We start from the raw sequence: 18,208 nt of genomic DNA, 5'->3' as shown, positions 1-18,208 counted from the left end.
GCTATTGTATTCGACATACACCAGGGAGTATAATAATCAAAATTAGGACCATGCCTTTTGTTTGGAATAAAAATGGGAGAAGATAGGAGGAAACTTGCATGAAAAAACTGCTTCAACTCCTGGAAGAGGACTGTACCCTCACCCATGAGCAGCTGGCCTCCATGTCCGGTATGACGGTGGAGGAGGTCGAAAAGACCATCCGTATGTATGAGGAAGAGAAGATCGTGCTGGGCTACAAGGCCATCGTGGACTGGGACCGCACCGACCGGGAGGCGGTCACGGCTCTCATCGAGGTCAAGGTCACACCGCAGCGAGGCGAGGGATTCGACCGGGTGGCCGAGCGCATCTATCAGTATGACGAAGTGGAGAGCGTCTACCTCATGTCGGGCGCCTTTGACCTGACGGTCATCATCTCCGGCCGCACCCTGAAAGAGGTGGCCCAGTTCGTGGGCCAGCGTCTGGCCACGCTGGAGGACGTGACCGGCACGGCCACCCACTTTATCCTGAAAAAATATAAGGAAAAGCATCTGATTTTTGAAAAAGCCGAGGAACAGGAGAGGGAGCTGATCTTCTCATGAACTATGAAAACATTCTGTCCGACCGGATCAAGAACGTCCAGCCCTCCGGGATCCGGCGCTTCTTTGACATCCTGGAGGAGATGAAGGACGCCATCTCCCTGGGCATCGGTGAGCCGGACTTTGTGACCCCCTGGCACATCCGGGACGCGGGCATCTACTCCCTGGAGAAGGGATTTACCAAATACACCTCCAATGCCGGTATGGCCGAGCTGCGGCGGGAGATCGCCGCCTATCTGAACCGCCGCTTTGACCTGCAATATGACTTTGCCAGCCAGATCATCGTCACGGTGGGCGGCAGCGAGGCCATCGACCTGACCCTGCGCTGCCTGGTCAATCCGGGGGATGAGGTCATTGTCCCCGTCCCCTCCTTTGTATGCTACGGCCCGCTGGCCAACATGGCGGGGGCCACGCCGGTGCTGGTGGAGACCAAGGCGGAAAACGAGTTCCGTCTGACCGCCGACGAGCTGCGTGCCGCCATCACTCCCCGGACCAAGGTGCTGGTGCTTCCCTTCCCCAACAACCCCACCGGAGGCATCATGGAGCGCAAGGACCTGGAGGAGATCGCCAAGGTGCTGGAGGGAACCGACATCATGGTCCTCTCCGACGAGATCTACGCCGAGCTGACCTATGGGCAGCACCATGTCTCCCCGGCCAACCTGCCGGAGCTCAAGGACCGGACCATCGTGGTCAACGGCTTTTCCAAGAGCCATGCCATGACCGGCTGGCGCATGGGCTATGTCTGCGGTCCCAAGGAGATCATCCGGCAGATGCTCAAGCTCCACCAGTTCGGCATCATGTCCGCCCCCACCGTGAGCCAGTACGCCGCGGTGGAGGCCATGCGCAATGGCGACGTGGACATTGAGAAGATGCGGGACGAGTACGACGGCCGCCGCCGCTACCTGGTGGAGGGCCTGCGGCGCATCGGTCTGCCCTGCTTTGAGCCCAAGGGCGCCTTCTATGTCTTCCCGGACATCCGCTCCAGCGGACTGAGCTCCGATGAGTTCTGCGAGCGGTTCCTGATGGAAGAGAAGGTGGCCGTCATCTCCGGCTCCGCCTTCGGCCCGGGCGGCGAGGGCTTTGTGCGCTGCTGCTACGCCACGGGGATGAAGGACATCGCCGAGGCGCTCACCCGGATGGACAACTTCCTCACCAACCTGCGCAAGAAGCAGGCCCGGGAGGGATAACGCTGCCGGAGCGTGACCGAAAAAGGAGGAGCGGGATGTACATCGTTTGTCTGGACCTGGAGGGGGTGCTGGTGCCCGAGATCTGGGTGACCTTTGCCCGGGAGCACGGCATTCCCGCGCTGGAGCGCACGACCCGGGACGAGCCCGACTACGGAAGGCTTATGGAGTACCGTCTGGCTCATCTGCGCCGGCATGGGCTGGGTCTGCGGGAATTGCAGGAGACCATTGCCCATATGCGCCCCTTTCCCGGGGCGAGAGCCTTTCTGGACGAACTGCGCTCCTTCACCCAGGCGGTCATCCTCAGCGATACCTTTGAGGAGTTTGCAAGGCCCCTGATGGAGCAGCTCAACTGGCCCACGCTGCTGTGCAATCGTCTGGAGACAGCCGCCGACGGGAACAACATCACCGGGGTACACCTGCGCTGCCCTCAGACCAAGCTCACCACAGTGCGGGCGCTGCAATCGGTCGGGTATGAGACCATTGCCGCCGGGGACAGCTATAACGACCTGGACATGCTCCGGGCCGGAAAGGCGGGCTTCCTCTTCCGCAGTACCCCGGCCATCCGGGCGGCCCATCCGGAGCTGCCGGCCTGCGACACCTATGAGGAACTGCTTGCGGGGATCCGGAGGGCGATGGAGCTGCCGGCGCCGGAAAGGAAGGGAGAACCATGATGCCATCGGATGCGCATGTGCCCTTCGGGCGTGCGGATATTTTGCTGCCCCGCGACTGCTCCTATGAAAAATGGGCAGTGGTGGCCTGCGATCAGTACACCTCACAGCCGGAGTACTGGCAGCGGGTGGAGGAATTTGTAGGCGGCGCTCCCTCCGCCCTGCGGCTGATCCTCCCCGAGAGCTGTCTGGACGGTCCCAATGTGGAGACCGACATCGTGGAGATCAACAATACCATGACCCACTATCTGCGGGAGGAGCGCTTCCGCCGGCTGCCCGCCTCCATGATCTATGTGGAGCGGACACTGGAGGGCGGCGCGGTGCGCCGTGGCCTGCTGGGTGCGGTGGATCTGGAGGCCTACGACTATGAGGAGGACTCCCGTGCGCCGGTGCGCGCCACCGAGGGGGTAGATCTGAACCGGCTCCCGCCCCGGGTGTCGCTGCGGAAGAACGCCTCGCTGGAGCTCCCCCACGCCCTGCTGTTGGCCGACGATCCGGAGGACCGCCTCATGGGATGGCTCTCCGGCGAGCGGGAGTACATGGAGCCCCTCTATAACTTTGATCTGATGGAGGGGGGCGGCCATCTGCGGGGGTGGAAGCTGGGGCCGGAGCAGCTGGCCCATGCGGAGGCGCTCCTGGGGGAGATTCTGGCCCCTGAGACCTTCCGGCGGTGCCACGGAGCGGAGGGATGGCCCATTGCTCTGCTGGTGGGGGATGGGAACCACTCTCTGGCCACGGCCAAGGAGTGCTATGAGCGGCAAAAGCGCCTGACACCGCGCGAGCAGTGGGAGAACCTCCCGGCCCGGTACGCCCTGGCCGAGCTGGTCAACCTCCACGACGAGAGCCTGACCTTCGAGCCGGTCCACCGGGTGCTCTTCGGCGTGGAGCCCAGTGAGGTTCTCGCCGCGCTGGTGCGTTTTTATCCGGGCGCCCACTACGGCGACGGAGCGGGGCATGTGCTCCGCTATGTCCACGCAGGTGGGGAGGGATGCGTCACCGTGCCCGCCCCGGATGCGGCGCTGGAGATCGAGACGCTTCAGCGGTTTTTGAATCACTATCTCCACCGCATGGGTGGACGAATGGACTACATCCACGGCGGGGAAGTGGCCCGCCGTCTGGCGGGCAGGGCGGGTAACCTGGCCTTCCTGCTGCCGGCGCTGGACAAGGAGGCACTGCTCCCCGCCGTGTGGAGAGATGGAATGCTCCCCCGCAAGACCTTTTCTCTGGGCCGGGCCCAGGACAAGCGCTTCTATCTGGAAGCCCGCAAGATCCGCTGAATGGAGGAGACGGTATGGAACCAATCGTGACCAAGGCCCGCGCCAAGCTGAATCTGACTCTGGACGTCCTGGGGAAGCGGAGCGACGGGTACCACGACCTCTGCATGGTCATGCAGTCGGTGGCCCTGTGCGACACCGTGACCATCCGCCGGGAAGCGGAGCGGGGGATAGCGGTGAGCTCCAACCTGGATTTTCTCCCTACGGGGAAGAACAATCTGGCCGCTTCGGCCGCACTCCACCTGTGCGAGGCGGCCGGTATGGACCCCAATGGCCTGCGCATCGATCTGGAGAAGTCCATTCCGGTCTGCGCCGGTATGGGGGGCGGGAGTTCGGACGCCGCGGCGGTGCTCAATGCGCTCAACCAGGCCTGGAAGCTGGGGTATGCACCCCAGGAGCTGGCCGCCCTGGGGGAGCGGGTGGGCTCAGACGTCCCCTACTGCGTCCTGGGCGGAACTGCGCTGGCCGAGGGGCGGGGGGAGATACTCACCCCGCTGCCCAGCCTGCCCTGGTGCTTTGTGGTGATCTGCAAGCCCCACTTTGCGGTGTCCACCCCGGAGCTCTTTGCCCGGATCGACGGGATGAAGCTCCACTGCCATCCGGATACCCGGGGAATGCTCCAGGCCCTGGAAAATGGCGACGTACTGGGTGTGGCCCGGCGGATGTACAATGTCTTTGAGGATGTGCTCCCCCGCAATCAGGGGGGGACCGTGGCCGAGATCAAGACCGAGCTTATCCGCCACGGCGCGCTGGGGGCCTGTATGAGCGGCACCGGACCCACCGTGTTTGGCCTCTTTGACACCCTGGTGGGGGCCTGGCGGGCCTACCACGATCTGCGCCAGACCTACACGGAGACCTTCCTCACGGTCACCATCTGAGCGGGAGCGTATACAGTATATTGAAAAAGGATCGAACGGTTTTCCACCGTCCGATCCTTTTTTGTGGAGAGAGGTTTAAGTTCTGTCCGCCGTGTCCACACTAAAGGCACTACATAACGTGGACGGTGAACGATATGAAAGAGCGGACTGGAACCAAAAAGACCACGCTGCGCCGGTGGGAATTGGCCCTTCTTCTGGGGGTGGCGGCGGCAGCCCTGTGGGGGGTACGCCTGGATGGGGAGCAGGCCGCCCTGGCGGACAAGGTGGTGCGCCTGCATGTGCTGGCCAATTCTGACACCCAGGAGGACCAGGCGCTGAAGCTGGCGGTGCGAGATGCGGTGCTGGCCGCTACGGACGGGGTGGTCCCGCCTGGGGCGGAGCTGGAGGAGGCCGAACAGGCCCTCACCCAGGCCCTGCCTGCCATTGCCGATGCCGGGGCCCGTGTGGTGGGCGAGCAGGGGTACTCCTATCCCGTCACAGCCTCGCTGGAGCACGACGTGTGGTTTCCCACCAAGGAGTACACCGACTTTGCCTTCCCCGCAGGGGAGTACACCGCTCTGCGGGTGACCATCGGCGAGGGCGGCGGCCGCAACTGGTGGTGTGTGGTCTTTCCGCCCCTCTGTCTGGGCTCGGTGACCGAGAACACCGCTGAGACCGCCCTGGAGGGCGGACTGGAGGACCGGGAGGTCTCCCTCATCACCGGGGAGGACGAGGGCTATGTGGTCAAATTCAAGGCCATGGAGCTGCTGGAGGAATTCCAGGGCTGGCTGGAGGGATAGGGGCGCTCCACGCTCTTTTGTGAAATGTGGAGAAAAAACAAACCGCTCCGTTCGGGAAGTCGTATTTGCGGGAGTTTGGTATCTGTGATACAATAACAAGCACTGTGAATCGATGAAAAAAGGATTTGATCGTATGCTCAACCGTGAACAGGAGCTGCGCTTCTGCAAGGCCAGAAGAGCGGCCATCGCACTGGACTATTCAAACCTCAATCCGGAGCAGCGCCGGGCGGTTCTGGCCACGGAGGGCCCCCTTCTGCTGCTGGCGGGCGCGGGAAGCGGAAAGACCACCGTCCTCATCCACCGGATCGCCAACCTGATGAAGTACGGCCGGGGCTCCGACTGTGACGAGGTGCCCGAGTGGGTGGGGGAGGAGGAGCTGAACGCTCTGGAGAGCTATGTGGCCAACCCCGATCCCGCGCGCAAGGAGGCAGTGGAGCGGCTGTGCCGGGTGGAAGCGGCAGTGCCCTGGTCCATCATTGCCATCACCTTTACGAACAAGGCGGCGGGAGAGCTCAAGGCCCGGCTGGAGCAGATGCTGGGCGCCTCGGCCAATGACATCTGGGCCAGCACCTTCCACTCGGCCTGTGTGCGCATCCTGCGCCGGGACATTGAGCGCCTGGGCTTCCAGAGCTCCTTCACCATCTACGACACCGCCGACTCCGAGCGGGTCATCAAGGACATCAACAAGGACTTTGGGCTGGACGACAAGTCCTTCCCCCCCAAGACCATTCTGGGGTATATCTCCCGGGCCAAGGACGCCATGAAGCTGGGGGCGGATTACCTCAAGGAGTGCGAGAAGTCCGGGGACTTCCGGCTGACCAAGATCGCCAAGGTCTATGTGGAATATGAGCGCCGCCTGCGGGAGGCCAACGCCCTGGATTTTGACGACATCATTTTACATACCGTTCGGCTGCTGCTGAATTTCGATGACGTTCGGCAATATTATCAGAAAAAATTCCGTTATGTACTCATTGACGAGTATCAGGACACGAACCATCTCCAGTATCTGCTGGCCTCCACCCTGGCGGGGGGACGGGAGAACATCTGCGTGGTGGGCGATGACGACCAGTCCATCTACCGCTTCCGCGGGGCCACCATCGAGAATATCCTCTCCTTTGAGCAGCAGTACAAGGGGGCGCGGGTCATTCGGCTGGAGCAGAACTACCGCTCCAGCCGGAACATCCTGGAGGCCTCCAACGCCGTGATCCGCAACAACCAGGGCCGCAAGGGCAAGGAGCTGTGGACCGATCAGGGCGAGGGAGACAAGGTCAAGTGCTATACCGCCATGAACGAGCACGACGAGGCCCAGTTTGTGGCCGCCCAGATCCTCTCCGATCTCTCGGCGGGCAAGGCGTGGAAGGACCATGCCGTCCTCTACCGGATGAACGCCCAGTCCAACCAGATCGAGCAGGCCTTCAAGAAAAACGGCATTCCCTACCGCATCATCGGCGGTATCCGCTTCTTTGATCGGGCGGAGGTCAAGGACATGGTGGCCTATCTGTGCGCCATCAACAACCCCAACGACGATCTGCGCCTCTCCCGTATCATCAACAATCCGCCCCGGGGGATCGGCGCCACCACCATCGAGCGAGCCCAGGACCTGGCCCTCCAGACCGGCCGCTCCCTGTGGGAAGTGGTCAAGAGTGCCCGGGAGTTCCCCGAGCTCCAGAAGGCCGCCCCCAAGCTGGGACAGTTTACCGAGATGATGGAGGACCTGCGCCGCCTGGCCGGTGAGATGGACCTGCCCGCCTTCTACGAGGAGCTGGTGGAGCGAACCGGCTATGCCGCCATGCTGGAGCAGAAAAAGACCATTGAGGACCGCACCCGCCTGGAGAACGTCCACGAGCTCTCCTCCTCCATCCAGAACTATCTGGACAACGCGGTGGAGGAGCCCAGCCTCTCCGGCTTCCTGGATGAGATCGCCCTCTATACCGATCTGGATAACCACGACTCCGGGGAGGACTGTGTGGTCATGATGACCATGCACTCGGCCAAGGGACTGGAATTCCCGGTGGTCTTTGTGGTGGGGGTGGAAGAGGGAATTTTCCCCGGCATCCGCGCCATCGGGGAGCCCGACGAGATGGAGGAGGAGCGCCGCCTGTGCTATGTGGCCATGACCCGGGCCAAGGAGCGGCTCTATATGACCTGCGCCTCTCAGCGGATGCTCTTCGGCCGCACGAACGCAAACCGGCCCTCCCGCTTCCTGGGCGAGATCCCAGAGGCCTATGTGGAGAAGAGCGGGCGCAACTTCCGCTCCGAGAATGAGAGCGGGGAGGGCGGCTGGCAGCCGCCCCAGCGCCGGGTGCGTCCCAAGCCCGTCTTTGACCGGGGCTACTCGGTGGGCGGCTATTCGAGCGGCTATTCTGCCGGAGCGGGCAGCAGCGGCCAGACCGGTCAGACGACGGCCCCGGCAGGCCGGGGCGTCAGCATGTCCCGCCCCACAGCGGCGGCTCTCCCCAACTTCCAGAAGGGGGACAGCGTGGTCCACAAGGCCTTTGGTAAGGGACTCATCACGGGGCTCACCCCCATGGGCGGGGACGCTCTGGTGGAGATCGCCTTTGAGAAGAGCGGGACCAAGAAGCTGATGCTCAAAGCGGCAGCCCAGCATATGACCAAGGAATAAACAACAAGAGGAGCGACCTTCCGGCCGCTCCCCAGTGTGTGGAATAGATTGGATATATTCCGGTCCTCCGTTTGACCGGAACGGTTAGAGAAGCGGCTCGTTGAGGAGCTCCTCAAAGCTGCGGATATACCGGTGGGAACAGGCGCGGATCTCCGCCTGGCTGGTCTCATAAAAGGGATCGTACACCCCCACCACCCGGATGCCGCTCTCGCGGGCGGTACGGCAGGCGCCGGGGGAGTCCTCGAAGAGGACACACTGCTCCGGCAGTACGCCAAGGTGGGAGAGCACGGTCTGAAAATAGCGGGGGTCCCGCTTTTCCATGCCCAGCTCCTGGGCGAAAAACCGGCGGGAGAAGAGCGTTTCCAGGCCGTGCCGCCGCAGGACAGCCTCGCACAGCTCCGGCACGCAGGCGGTGACCAGCACCATGGTTTGCCCCGCCTCCTGACAGCGGCGGAGAAATGCCCCGGCGCCCGGCTTCAGAGGAACGTGGTGGGCATAGGCGTCCCGGGCCTGCTCCATCCACTCGGCCATGATGGCCTCCGGCGTGTCGGTCAGCCCGTAGTAGTCCCGGGTAAACTGTGCTGCCACCGGGAGGATGGAGTGGCCCACCGTGTGGCAGTATTCCGGGGTGGGGCGCAATCCCCGGCGGGAGAGAAAGCACTCATCCACCGTGACCCAAACGCCGTTGGAGTCGATGAGTGTGCCGTCCAGGTCAAAGAGCAGCATGAATAGGACCTCCGTTCTGATCCGGAAATATCGGAAAAATTTCCCCTCAGGGGATCGATTGAAACATATCATACCACATCAAGGGAGTGGAAACAATCTGTGAATGAACATCTCATGCGCCGCCTGGCAAAGCCCATGCTCTTTGCCGCGGCATTCATCTGGGGCTCCTCCTTTTTCATCATGAAGGGTGCGGTGGACGTGATTCCCACCTTCTACCTGCTGGCCATCCGCTTTACCGGAGGGGCGGCTCTGCTGGCCCTGATCTGCGGGAGAAAGTGGAAACGCTTTACGGCTGACTACCTGTGGCGGGGTGCCATCATGGGGGCCTTTCTCTTCCTGGCCTACTCGGTGCAGACCTTTGGACTGGCCGAGACCACGCCCTCCAAAAATGCCTTTCTGACGGCGGTATACTGTGTGCTGGTCCCCTTCCTCTACTGGCTGGTGGCCCGGCAGCGGCCTGACCGCTATAATATTCTGGCGGCGCTGCTGTGTATCTCCGGCGTGGGTCTGGTCTCCCTGACCGAGTCCTTTACCGTGACCCGGGGAGACGCGCTGACCCTGTGCTGCGCGGTGTTCTATGCCAGCCACATCGTCTCGGTGGCCAAGGTCTCTCCCGGAAAAGACATCTACATTCTGACGGTATTCCAGTTCTTCTGGGCGGCGGTGTACGCCTGGGTGTGCGGCCTGCTCTTCCAGCAGTTCCCGCCGGTAGAGACACTGCTGAATACAGACATGGTCATCCAGATGGGCTACCTCATCGTGATGGCCACCACGGTGGCCCTCCTGTTCCAGAACGTGGGACAGGTCTGGTCCGATCCGGCCTCGGCCTCGGTGATCCTTTCGCTGGAGTCGGTGTTCGGGGTGCTTTGTTCGGTGATCTTCTACGGAGACCCGGTGACCGGCCGCCTGCTGGCGGGCTTTGCGCTGATCTTTGTGGCCGTGGTGTGCTCGGAGACCAAGTTCAGCTTTCTGCGCCGGAAATCGGAACATCCGGCCCAGAGCGTGGGATAAAACCGGATGAGCCGGAGCGATCCGTCCGGGAGGAGCATGCTCCTCCCGGACGGAAATGCGGAACAGGGGTTGACAAACCGGCTGGCAGAGCGTATACTGCATTACAACAACCGAACACTTTAAACCAGTGATGAAGAAAAGTAGCCGATGTGATGGATGCAAAGAGAGCTCCGGGTGGTGGGATCGGGGTCTGAAATCCGCGTGTGAATGGTCTTCAGAGGGCGGCTTGAACGGGAAACTCAGTAGATGCCGACGGGACCCCACCCGTTATCCATCGGGCACGTATGATGGTACGTGAAGCGAGTGGACGTTGCAAGACGTCAATTTGGGTGGTATCGCAGAAGCTGACGCTTTTGTCCCAGGAAGGGGACAGAGGCGTTTTTTTATACCCTGTGGGGCAGCTTCCTCTCTGGCCGCTGGCAACGGCCCCTCCATCGCCCACCCAAACCAATTTCGGCTCCAAGAGCCCATATGGAGGTAACGACTATGAAACAGAACACGATGATGAAGAAAACCCTGGCCCTGGCTCTCGCTCTGGGGATGCCCCTCGCCCTGACTGCCTGCGGCAGCGCCGACTCCGGAGAGTCCGCTGAGGCGGATGGGGCCTACAAGGTAGCGGTGGTCCGCCAGCTGGACCACGCTTCCATGAATGAGATCCGGGACGCCATTACCGCCGAACTGGACGCCAAGGCCGCCGAGCTGGGAATCGCGATCACCTATGGTGACTTCAACGGCAACAACGATCCCTCCACTCTGTCCCAGATCGGGGCGCAGATCGTGGCCGACGGCTATGACGCCATCATCCCCATCGGGACCACCGCCGCCCAGCAGATGGCGGCCACGGCCCAGGCCACCGAGACCCCTGTGATCTATGGTACCGTCAGCTACCCCGAGACCGCCGGTCTCACCGGGATCTCCTATGTGACGGGCACCAGTGATGCGCTGAATGTGGAGCTGCTGCTGGACATGATGCTGGCCCAGAACCCTGAGGTGGAGACGGTGGGCCTGCTCTACTCCACCAGCGAGGTCAACAGCGCCCCCGCGATTGAGACCGCCAAGGCCTATCTGGACAGCAAGGGGATCTCCTACCTGGACAAGACGGGCAACACCACCGATGAGATCGTGGCGGCCGTCAACTCCATGCTGGACCAGGTGGACGCGGTCTTCACCCCCACAGACAATGTGGTAATGAACGCGGAGCTGGCCATCGCTCCCATCCTGACCGAGGCGGGCATCCCCCACTATGCCGGAGCGGACTCCTTTGTGCGCAACGGCGCGCTTGCCACCTGCGGCGTGAACTACACCGACCTGGGTACCCAGACCGCCGACCTGGCCCTGGAGGTCCTCCAGAGCGGCCAGGTGCCCACCGATTTTGTCACCGTGTCGGGCGATATCATCACGGTCAATCTGGATACCGCCGCTGCCCTGGGCGTGGACACGGGGGTGTTCTCCTCCCTGGGCTCCAGCATGGTGGAGGTTCATACGACCCAAGAGTAACATGAAAAGCCCCCGCCCATTCCGGGCGGGGGCTCAGCCTGAGAAAGGAGCGATCCCATGCTCACGATTATCCAGTCCGCCCTGGAAGCGGGGTTTCTCTATGCGCCCGTTGCGCTGGCTCTGTTTCTGAGCTTTTCCATCCTGAATATCGCCGATATGACCACCGACGGGGCCTTTGTCCTGGGAGGCGCAGTGTCCGCCGTGTGCTGTGTGTCCGGCCACCCTATCCTGGCCCTGCCGGCCGCCATGCTGGCCACCGCCGCGGCCGGTTTCATCACCGCTTTTCTCCAGACCAAGCTGGGGGTGCCCTCCATCCTGGCGGGCATCGTCACCAACATCGGCCTGTACAGCATCAACCTGATGGTCATGGGGACCAGTAACCTGTCCATCTTCCAGAAAGCGAGCATCTACACCCTGGCCAGAGATGCCGGCTTTGCCGGGAGCTGGTATAAGCTGGCCGTCACGGCGGGCATCGTACTGGTGGTCTGCGTGCTTCTGGTCCTCTTCCTGGGCACCCGGCTGGGCCTGTCTATCCGGGCCACCGGGGACAATGCGGATATGGTGTGCGCCTCCTCCATCAATCCCACCTTTACGATCACCGTGGGCCTGTGCGTGGCCAACGCCATGACTGGACTATCCGGGGCCATGGTGGCCCAGTACAACACCTTTGCCGAGGTCAACGGCGGCACCGGTATGGTGGTACTGGCCCTGGCCGCGCTGGTGATCGGGGAGACCCTCATCGGCAAGGGCTCCATGGTCCGCCGGGTGCTGGGGGTGCTCTTTGGCAGCATCCTCTACCGCCTGATCTATTCGGCGGCCCTCCGGGCCAATGTCCCGGCCGACTACATGAAGCTGGTCTCGGCGGTCATCGTGGGCGCCGCCATTGCAGCGCCCACGGTGCGGCAGTGGGTGGCCTTCCAGATGCGCAAGCGCCGCGCCCTGGCCGGACGAAAGGAGGAGCAGTGAGATGCTGGAGCTCAGAAATCTTTCTAAGACCTTCAACCCCGGAACGGTCCACGAGAAAAAAGCCCTGTGCGGCGTCAATCTGAAACTGGAGAAGGGGGACTTTGCCGCCATTGTCGGCTCCAACGGGGCGGGGAAATCCACCCTCTTCAACGCCATTGCGGGGGACTTCTTTCCCGATGAGGGCAGCATCATGCTGGGCGGGGAGGATCTGACCTATCTGCCTGCCTACCGGCGCAGCCGCAACATTGGCCGACTCTTTCAGGACCCTATGCGGGGGACCGCCCCCCATATGACCATCGAGGAGAATCTGGCTCTGGCCTATCTCCGCACCGCCAAGCACCAGCGGGCCTTTTTCAGCCGGGTGAGCAAGGCGGACAAGGCCTTTTTCCGGGACCAGTTGGCCCGGCTGGACATGGGCCTGGAGGACCGGATGGGCCAGAGCGTGGGGCTCCTCTCGGGCGGACAGCGGCAAGCCCTCACCCTGCTCATGTCCACCATGGTGCCCCCCAAGCTGCTGCTGCTGGATGAGCACACCGCGGCATTGGATCCGGGGACGGCGGAAAAGGTGCTCCGCCTCACCCGGGAGATCGTGGCCGAGGCGGGCCTTACCTGCCTGATGATCACCCACAACATGAAAAGTGCCCTGGAACTGGGCAACCGCACACTGATGATGGATTCCGGCCGCATCGTGCTGGACCTGAAGGGGGAGGAGCGCCAGGGCATGACGGTGGAGGACCTGCTCCAGCGGTTCCGCGCTGGGGCTGGAAAGGAACTGGACAACGACCGGATCTTGCTCTCCGATCGGTAAAAGAGAGAACACGGATGCCGCCTGCGTGCATCCGTGTTCCGTTTTATGGGAACAAATTGGATTGTCTTTTCGTCTCAGAGGGTATACAATAAACCAAAGAGTTTCCAAAATGGAAAAAACGGGGAAGAAAATCCCCGGCAGAACAACGGCGAGGTGTGACATGGGAGACATTTTATATATCGTAGTGCCCTGCTATAACGAGGAGGAGGTGCTGCCGGAGACAGCCAGGCGGCTCAAGGAAAAGATGGAGCATCTCATCGCCGCAGGCCGGATCTCGGAGGAGAGCCGGGTGCTCTTTGTGAACGACGGCTCCCGGGACAAGACCTGGAGCATGATCGAAGGGCTCCACCGGGCGGACCGCCGTTTCTCCGGCGTGAATCTGACCCGCAACCGGGGCCACCAGAACGCCCTGCTGGCCGGGCTCATGACGGCGAAGGACCGGGCAGACATGGTCATCTCCATGGATGCTGACCTGCAGGACGACATCGACGCGGTGGACGCCATGGTGGAGCAGTACTATGCCGGATGTGACATCGTCTACGGGGTGCGTTCCAGCCGGGAGAAGGACACCTTCTTTAAGCGCTTCACCGCCGAGGGTTTTTACCGGGTGATGAACTTCCTGGGGGCGGAGACCGTGTTCAACCACGCCGACTACCGCCTCATGTCCAAGCGGGCGCTGGAGGGGCTCGCCCAGTTCAAGGAGGTTAACCTCTTCCTCCGTGGTATCGTGCCCATGATCGGCTATACCACCGGCACGGTGGAGTACGAGCGGGGCGAGCGCTTTGCGGGTGAGAGCAAGTATCCCCTCAAGAAGATGCTCTCCTTTGCCATGGAGGGAATCACCTCCCTCTCCACCAAGCCCATCCGGTATATCACTGTGCTGGGCTTTCTGGTGTTTGTGGTGAGTATCCTCATGCTCATCTACTCCATCGTCCGTTGGGCCAACGGGGAGACCGTCATCGGCTGGGCCAGCGTCATCTGCTCGGTGTGGGCCATCGGCGGACTCATCCTGCTGGCCCTGGGGGTTATCGGCGAGTATATCGGAAAGATCTACCTGGAGACCAAGGAGCGGCCCCGCTTCCTCATCAAGGAGGTGCTGGACCAGCATGAAGGAGACTAAATTCCTGGACGCCTCCATCTGGAAGTTTCTCCTGGTGGGGGTGGGGAACACCCTGCTCTCCATGGTGCTCATGTTTGCCCTGGAGGGGTTGGGCTACTGGCCCTCCACCGCTATCGCCTATGTGGCGGGGGCGGTCATGAGCTTTTTCCTCAACCGGTCTTTTACTTTCCGCAGTCAAGAGACCATGGGCCGCTCGGCGGTAAAATTTGCCCTCAATGTGGCGGTGTGCTATCTGATGGCCTACGGCATCGCCCAGCCGGTGATGGAGCTCCTTCCCCAGCCGGTGTTTGTCCCCGCCATCTGGTGGGAGCGGCTGACCAAGCTGGTGGGCATGGGACTCTACACCGTCCTCAACTACTTCGGACAGCGTTTTTTTGCCTTTCAGAAGTAGAAATGAGCGCGGCATAGCCGCTGCCGCGCAGCGGAGAAAAGGAGGATCTTATGAAACGGTTCCTATCGATACTCACGGCGCTGTGCCTGATGTGTTCTCTGGCACTCCCTGCCCTGGCGGCGGGGACGCCCAACTGGGACGGGCCTCTGGGAGAGGGGGCTGGTCCGCATCTCTGCAAGACGGGAAAGGACTATGTCCTGTACTATGATATGTCCGGCTCCGTATACCGCTCCGCCGACGGAGTGACGTGGACCGAGCTGAACCGGCAGTGGACGGAGGAGAGCACGCCTTACAGTACAGGCCTGAATGGTCTGGCAAAAAAGGAATTTGAGATCCTCTGGACGGGAAGCGAGTATATGATGCGGGAGAGTCTGCTGGACGATCCCCGTACCACTACCCACCAGCAATACGGCGACAGTCCCCGCAACAACATGGTCACCTTCCTGGACGAGGAGTTCCGGATCGTGGGCGTCCGGGCCTTTGATGCTCCGGTGACCGCCATCGGCTATGAAAACGGGGTCTACTCCGCCGTGGTGAACGGGGAGAAGGTCACTTTTTCCCGGGCCGACTGGGACCTTGGCCAGGGCCTGGGGGACAATTATGCCGTGGGGGACCACGGGGTGCTGCGAAAGGTGGAGGTGGACGACCCCAACGGCGGCAGTATTATCGCCCGCTTTGACTACTCCATGGACGGGTATTCCTGGGTGACGGTGGAGAACACCCCCTGGACCACCTCCCCGGAGATGGTGCGCATCCTCCCCTCCAGCGGGAAGGACTTCTTTGTGTGCAACACCTACTCCGGTGAGATCTACACCTCCTCGGACGGCTTTACCTGGACCACCCACACCCCCGTCACCGGCACCTGGCACAGCATTGAGGGGGTAGCTTCTCCCATGCGTGCCGATTACATCTTCCGTTGGGCCGGGAGCGGCTATCTGGTCTGCCAGAACGTGTTTGGCACTGGCGGTATGTACGGTGCTGGGGGCGATACCCGGGGTCCCCGGAACAATGTGCTGACCTTTGTGGATGAGAGCTGGAATGAGGTCTGGTCCCACGACTTCGGAGCCCGGGTGCTGGACGCCGGTTTCCAGAACGACACCTGGTACGCTCTGGTTCAGGACGGGGACAGCGCGGCGGTTTGGTCCTCTTCGGACAAGGAGCACTGGGAGCGCACCGACCGGACGGCCCTTCCGGCTGTGACGGAGGCGGACGGACTCCAGTTTGCGGTCCGGGAGAACAGGCTCCTGGCCAGCGACGACGGGGCATATTGGGTGGACCTGGGCGAGTACACGGTACCCGAGGGCACCACCTTTACCGTGCGCCCGATTTTCCAGCAGAATGTGCGGGGAGATGGGGCCATGCTGAACTATGTTTTCCCGGTGGGCGCCGTGCTGGAGAATGTGGAGTCGGACGGAAGCGCCCGATATGGCCGCGTGGTGGATACCGCGGAGGTCCAGGGGCTGCTGCGGGAGCGCTTTGGGATTTCCTACGAGCGCTACTATGTGACGCTGGACGGGGAGAAGCTCTCCTTTGATACGGCCCCCATTGCCCGAAACGACCGCATCCTGGTGCCTCTGCGCGGGATCGCTGAGGCCCTGGACTTCACGGTCACCTGGGATCAGGCCTCCAACCGGGTCCTGTGTGAGCGGGGAGAGACCCGGATCGCACTGGAGATCGACTCTCCCAACGCCTGGGTAAATGACGAGGAGAGAGTCCAGGATGTGGCCCCGCTGGCCTACCAGAACCGGACTTATGTCCCCCTGCGTTTCCTCTCTGAGGCATTCGGACTGGATGTGCAGTGGAACGCAGAGGAAAGGACCGCGATCCTGACCACAGCCGATGCATAAGAAAACGCGCCCCGGCGGAAAAACCGCCGGGGCGCAGTTTGTTCAGTGGGGGTCCCGCAGGAGCAGAATATCCTGGGGCTGAGCGTGCAGAAAGAGCGTGTCGGGATTTCCGAGGGCGGCCCAGGCCTCTTTCTCCAGCTCCAGACGGAGCCGGGAAAAACCGGTCGCGCCCACCGGTGTCGCCAGCATGACCACCATGGTGAACACGTTGTCGATGACCCGGAGCACCCGGCAGGGGATCGTGTTTTCCCCCGCCTGGGGAGCGGGGCGGAACAGATGAGCCCGCACTCCGATGTGGGAGAGGTCCGCCGGGATGGGACCGGTGCATTCCAGGGTCACGCCCCAGTCCAGTGCCTCGACCGAGGTATCACCGGCCCGCCGTGCCCGGGAGACATTTTTGCACCCAGAGAGCAGACAGGAGGAGAGGGTGGCCGGTGCGCGGAAGAGAGTCTCCACCGGCTCCATGGGCTGCGAGCGGCCCCCCTCCAGCACACAGACATGGGAGCAGAAGTGGTAAACCTCGTCCCGGTTATGGGTCACAAAGAGGGTGGGGCCTTCAAACTGGTCCAGGACCTCCATGAGCTCCAGCTCCACCTGCCATTTGAGATAGCTGTCCAGGGCGGAGAAGGGCTCGTCCAGCAGGAGAGCCTTGGGTTGGCTGGCCAGAATGCGGGCCAGGGCCACCCGCTGCTGCTGTCCGCCGGAGAGCTGAGCGGGGCGCCGCCGCTCCAGGCCGGTGAGGAAGAAGCGGGCGAGCAGTTCTTCCAGCCGCTGCCGCCGGACGGACTTGGAGAGCTTCCGGTCCATGCCGGAGAGAATGTTCTGCTCCACGGTCATGGTGGGGAAGAGGGCATAGTTCTGGAAGAGATACCCCACGCCCCGCTGCTGGGGCGGCAGGTCGATATGCTTTTCGTGGTCGAAGAGGGTGCGTCCGTCCAGCACGATGCGGCCCCGGTCGGGGGTGACGATGCCGGCGATGCATTTGAGGGTCATGGATTTGCCGCAGCCCGAGGCGCCCAGGAGGCCCAGAGTGCCGCCCTCCGTCTCAAAGGAGACCTTGAGAGAGAAGGAGCCAAAGTCCTTTTCCAGATCCACCAGAAGGGACATCAGACCACCTCCTCAAAGGGAACGGCCATCCGCTTCCGGGCGGTACGGTCTTTGCGCTCCAGGAGATTGACGGTGAGCAGAACGGCCGCCGAAATGGCGATATTGACCAGCACCCAGCGGTAGGCCGCCGCGTCGTCCCCGGTCCGCCAGAGCTGGTAGACCGTGGTGGAGATGGTGGCTGTGCGTCCGGGCGTATAGCCGGCGATCATGGAGGTGGCGCCATATTCCCCCAGGGCCCGGGCGAAGGAGAGCACCGCCCCGGCGATGATCCCCTGCTTGCAGGCAGGAAGGCGCACCCGCCAGAAAATCCAGGTATTGGAGCGGCCCAGGGTCTGGGCAGCATAGGCCAGATTGGGATCAAAGGACTCGAAGGCCCCCCGGGCAGTGCGGTACATCAGGGGAAAGGCCACCACGGCCGAGGCGAAGACGGCGGAATACCACACCATGGTCAGCTTAATGTCGAAGGTGTTGAGAAACCAGAGACCCACCACCCGCTTGGGGCCCAGGATACGCAGCAGGAAATAGCCCACCACGGTGGGGGGGAGGACCAGCGGGAGGGTGAGCACCACATCCAGCACGCCCTTGACCAGCCGGGGGAGCTTGGCCACATAGTAGGCGGCAAAGAGCCCCAGAAAAAAGATGAGGACCGTGGAGATGGCGGCGATCCGCAGAGAATTATAGAGTGGGTACCAGTCCAAGGGACGGCCCCCTTTCCATTGAGAATACAGAGCAGGCGGCCGGGCGGGAGAGA

General features: G+C 62.4%; 17 protein-coding genes and 1 other annotated feature. Of the genes, 14 read left to right on the top strand and 3 right to left on the bottom strand.

The annotated features are described in order from the left end of the window. The first annotated feature begins 98 nt into the window (after positions 1-98). From I2C21_RS10995 to I2C21_RS10965, 7 genes are all read left to right on the top strand, one after another. Complete coding sequence (locus I2C21_RS10995) at positions 99-578, top strand: Lrp/AsnC family transcriptional regulator (RefSeq protein WP_101691389.1); 480 nt, start codon at positions 99-101, stop codon at positions 576-578. Next, positions 575-1,762 (top strand): pyridoxal phosphate-dependent aminotransferase, encoded by a 1,188-nt coding sequence (locus tag I2C21_RS10990; protein WP_101691388.1) that lies wholly within the window; start codon positions 575-577, stop codon positions 1,760-1,762. Before I2C21_RS10995 ends, I2C21_RS10990 begins: the two co-directional genes overlap by 4 nt. A gap of 35 nt (positions 1,763-1,797) precedes the next feature. Then, positions 1,798-2,433: a bifunctional phosphoserine phosphatase/homoserine phosphotransferase ThrH gene (thrH, locus tag I2C21_RS10985; protein ID WP_195279292.1), complete on the top strand. Its 636-nt coding sequence runs from the start codon at positions 1,798-1,800 to the stop codon at positions 2,431-2,433. Beyond that, positions 2,430-3,707: a DUF1015 domain-containing protein gene (locus I2C21_RS10980; protein WP_235964276.1), complete on the top strand. Its 1,278-nt coding sequence runs from the start codon at positions 2,430-2,432 to the stop codon at positions 3,705-3,707. Before thrH ends, I2C21_RS10980 begins: the two co-directional genes overlap by 4 nt. Before the next feature lie 14 nt (positions 3,708-3,721). Beyond that, positions 3,722-4,582, top strand: a complete 861-nt coding sequence (ispE, locus tag I2C21_RS10975) for a 4-(cytidine 5'-diphospho)-2-C-methyl-D-erythritol kinase (protein ID WP_101691385.1) — start codon at positions 3,722-3,724, stop codon at positions 4,580-4,582. Between the two features lie 134 nt (positions 4,583-4,716). Further along, entirely contained in the window at positions 4,717-5,361 is a 645-nt protein-coding gene (locus I2C21_RS10970) for a stage II sporulation protein R (protein ID WP_195279291.1), read from the top strand. A 133-nt stretch (positions 5,362-5,494) separates the two neighbouring features. Continuing rightward, entirely contained in the window at positions 5,495-7,984 is a 2,490-nt protein-coding gene (locus I2C21_RS10965) for an ATP-dependent helicase (RefSeq protein ID WP_101691383.1), read from the top strand. Positions 7,985-8,068: 84 nt separating this feature from the next. Here the strand turns inward: I2C21_RS10965 and I2C21_RS10960 are convergent, their stop codons facing one another. Further along, positions 8,069-8,710 carry an HAD family hydrolase gene (locus tag I2C21_RS10960; protein ID WP_195279290.1) on the bottom strand — a complete coding sequence of 214 codons (642 nt, stop codon included), beginning with the start codon at positions 8,708-8,710 and terminating at the stop codon, positions 8,069-8,071. Positions 8,711-8,809: 99 nt separating this feature from the next. Here I2C21_RS10960 and I2C21_RS10955 point away from each other — a divergent pair, with 99 nt between their 5' ends. The 7 genes from I2C21_RS10955 to I2C21_RS10925 all read left to right on the top strand — a co-directional run bounded on the left by I2C21_RS10955 (position 8,810) and on the right by I2C21_RS10925 (position 16,350). Beyond that, the gene (locus tag I2C21_RS10955) at positions 8,810-9,721 is read left to right on the top strand and encodes a DMT family transporter (protein WP_346728033.1); all 912 of its coding nucleotides are present in this window, start codon (positions 8,810-8,812) and stop codon (positions 9,719-9,721) included. Positions 9,722-9,839: 118 nt separating this feature from the next. Further along, positions 9,840-10,085 (top strand) — a binding site (T-box leader). 122 nt (positions 10,086-10,207) lie between these two features. Beyond that, complete coding sequence (locus I2C21_RS10950; protein WP_235964275.1) at positions 10,208-11,218, top strand: ABC transporter substrate-binding protein; 1,011 nt, start codon at positions 10,208-10,210, stop codon at positions 11,216-11,218. A gap of 57 nt (positions 11,219-11,275) precedes the next feature. Continuing rightward, positions 11,276-12,184, top strand: a complete 909-nt coding sequence (locus I2C21_RS10945) for an ABC transporter permease (RefSeq protein WP_195279289.1) — start codon at positions 11,276-11,278, stop codon at positions 12,182-12,184. Position 12,185: 1 nt separating this feature from the next. After that, positions 12,186-12,992 (top strand): ABC transporter ATP-binding protein, encoded by an 807-nt coding sequence (locus tag I2C21_RS10940; RefSeq protein ID WP_193537788.1) that lies wholly within the window; start codon positions 12,186-12,188, stop codon positions 12,990-12,992. A gap of 160 nt (positions 12,993-13,152) precedes the next feature. Further along, positions 13,153-14,112: a glycosyltransferase family 2 protein gene (locus tag I2C21_RS10935; protein WP_101691379.1), complete on the top strand. Its 960-nt coding sequence runs from the start codon at positions 13,153-13,155 to the stop codon at positions 14,110-14,112. Beyond that, positions 14,099-14,503 (top strand): GtrA family protein, encoded by a 405-nt coding sequence (locus I2C21_RS10930; protein WP_101691378.1) that lies wholly within the window; start codon positions 14,099-14,101, stop codon positions 14,501-14,503. The genes I2C21_RS10935 and I2C21_RS10930 overlap by 14 nt, the downstream gene beginning before the upstream one ends. Positions 14,504-14,553: 50 nt before the next feature. After that, the gene (locus I2C21_RS10925; RefSeq protein ID WP_195279288.1) at positions 14,554-16,350 is read left to right on the top strand and encodes a copper amine oxidase N-terminal domain-containing protein; all 1,797 of its coding nucleotides are present in this window, start codon (positions 14,554-14,556) and stop codon (positions 16,348-16,350) included. A gap of 42 nt (positions 16,351-16,392) precedes the next feature. Here the strand turns inward: I2C21_RS10925 and I2C21_RS10920 are convergent, their stop codons facing one another. Both I2C21_RS10920 and modB read right to left on the bottom strand, forming a co-directional pair. Further along, positions 16,393-17,457 carry a sulfate/molybdate ABC transporter ATP-binding protein gene (locus tag I2C21_RS10920; protein ID WP_195279287.1) on the bottom strand — a complete coding sequence of 355 codons (1,065 nt, stop codon included), beginning with the start codon at positions 17,455-17,457 and terminating at the stop codon, positions 16,393-16,395. Then, positions 17,457-18,155: a molybdate ABC transporter permease subunit gene (gene modB / locus I2C21_RS10915; RefSeq protein WP_101691375.1), complete on the bottom strand. Its 699-nt coding sequence runs from the start codon at positions 18,153-18,155 to the stop codon at positions 17,457-17,459. The genes I2C21_RS10920 and modB overlap by 1 nt, the downstream gene beginning before the upstream one ends. Positions 18,156-18,208: the final 53 nt, after the last annotated feature.

Source organism: Clostridium sp. J1101437_171009_A5 (genome assembly GCF_015547905.1).
GTDB classification, from domain to species: Bacteria; Bacillota; Clostridia; order Oscillospirales; family Oscillospiraceae; genus Pseudoflavonifractor_A; species Pseudoflavonifractor_A gallinarum.
The sequence above is the reverse complement of the archived record's forward strand: the minus strand, read 5'-3'. Positions and strand labels throughout refer to the sequence as shown.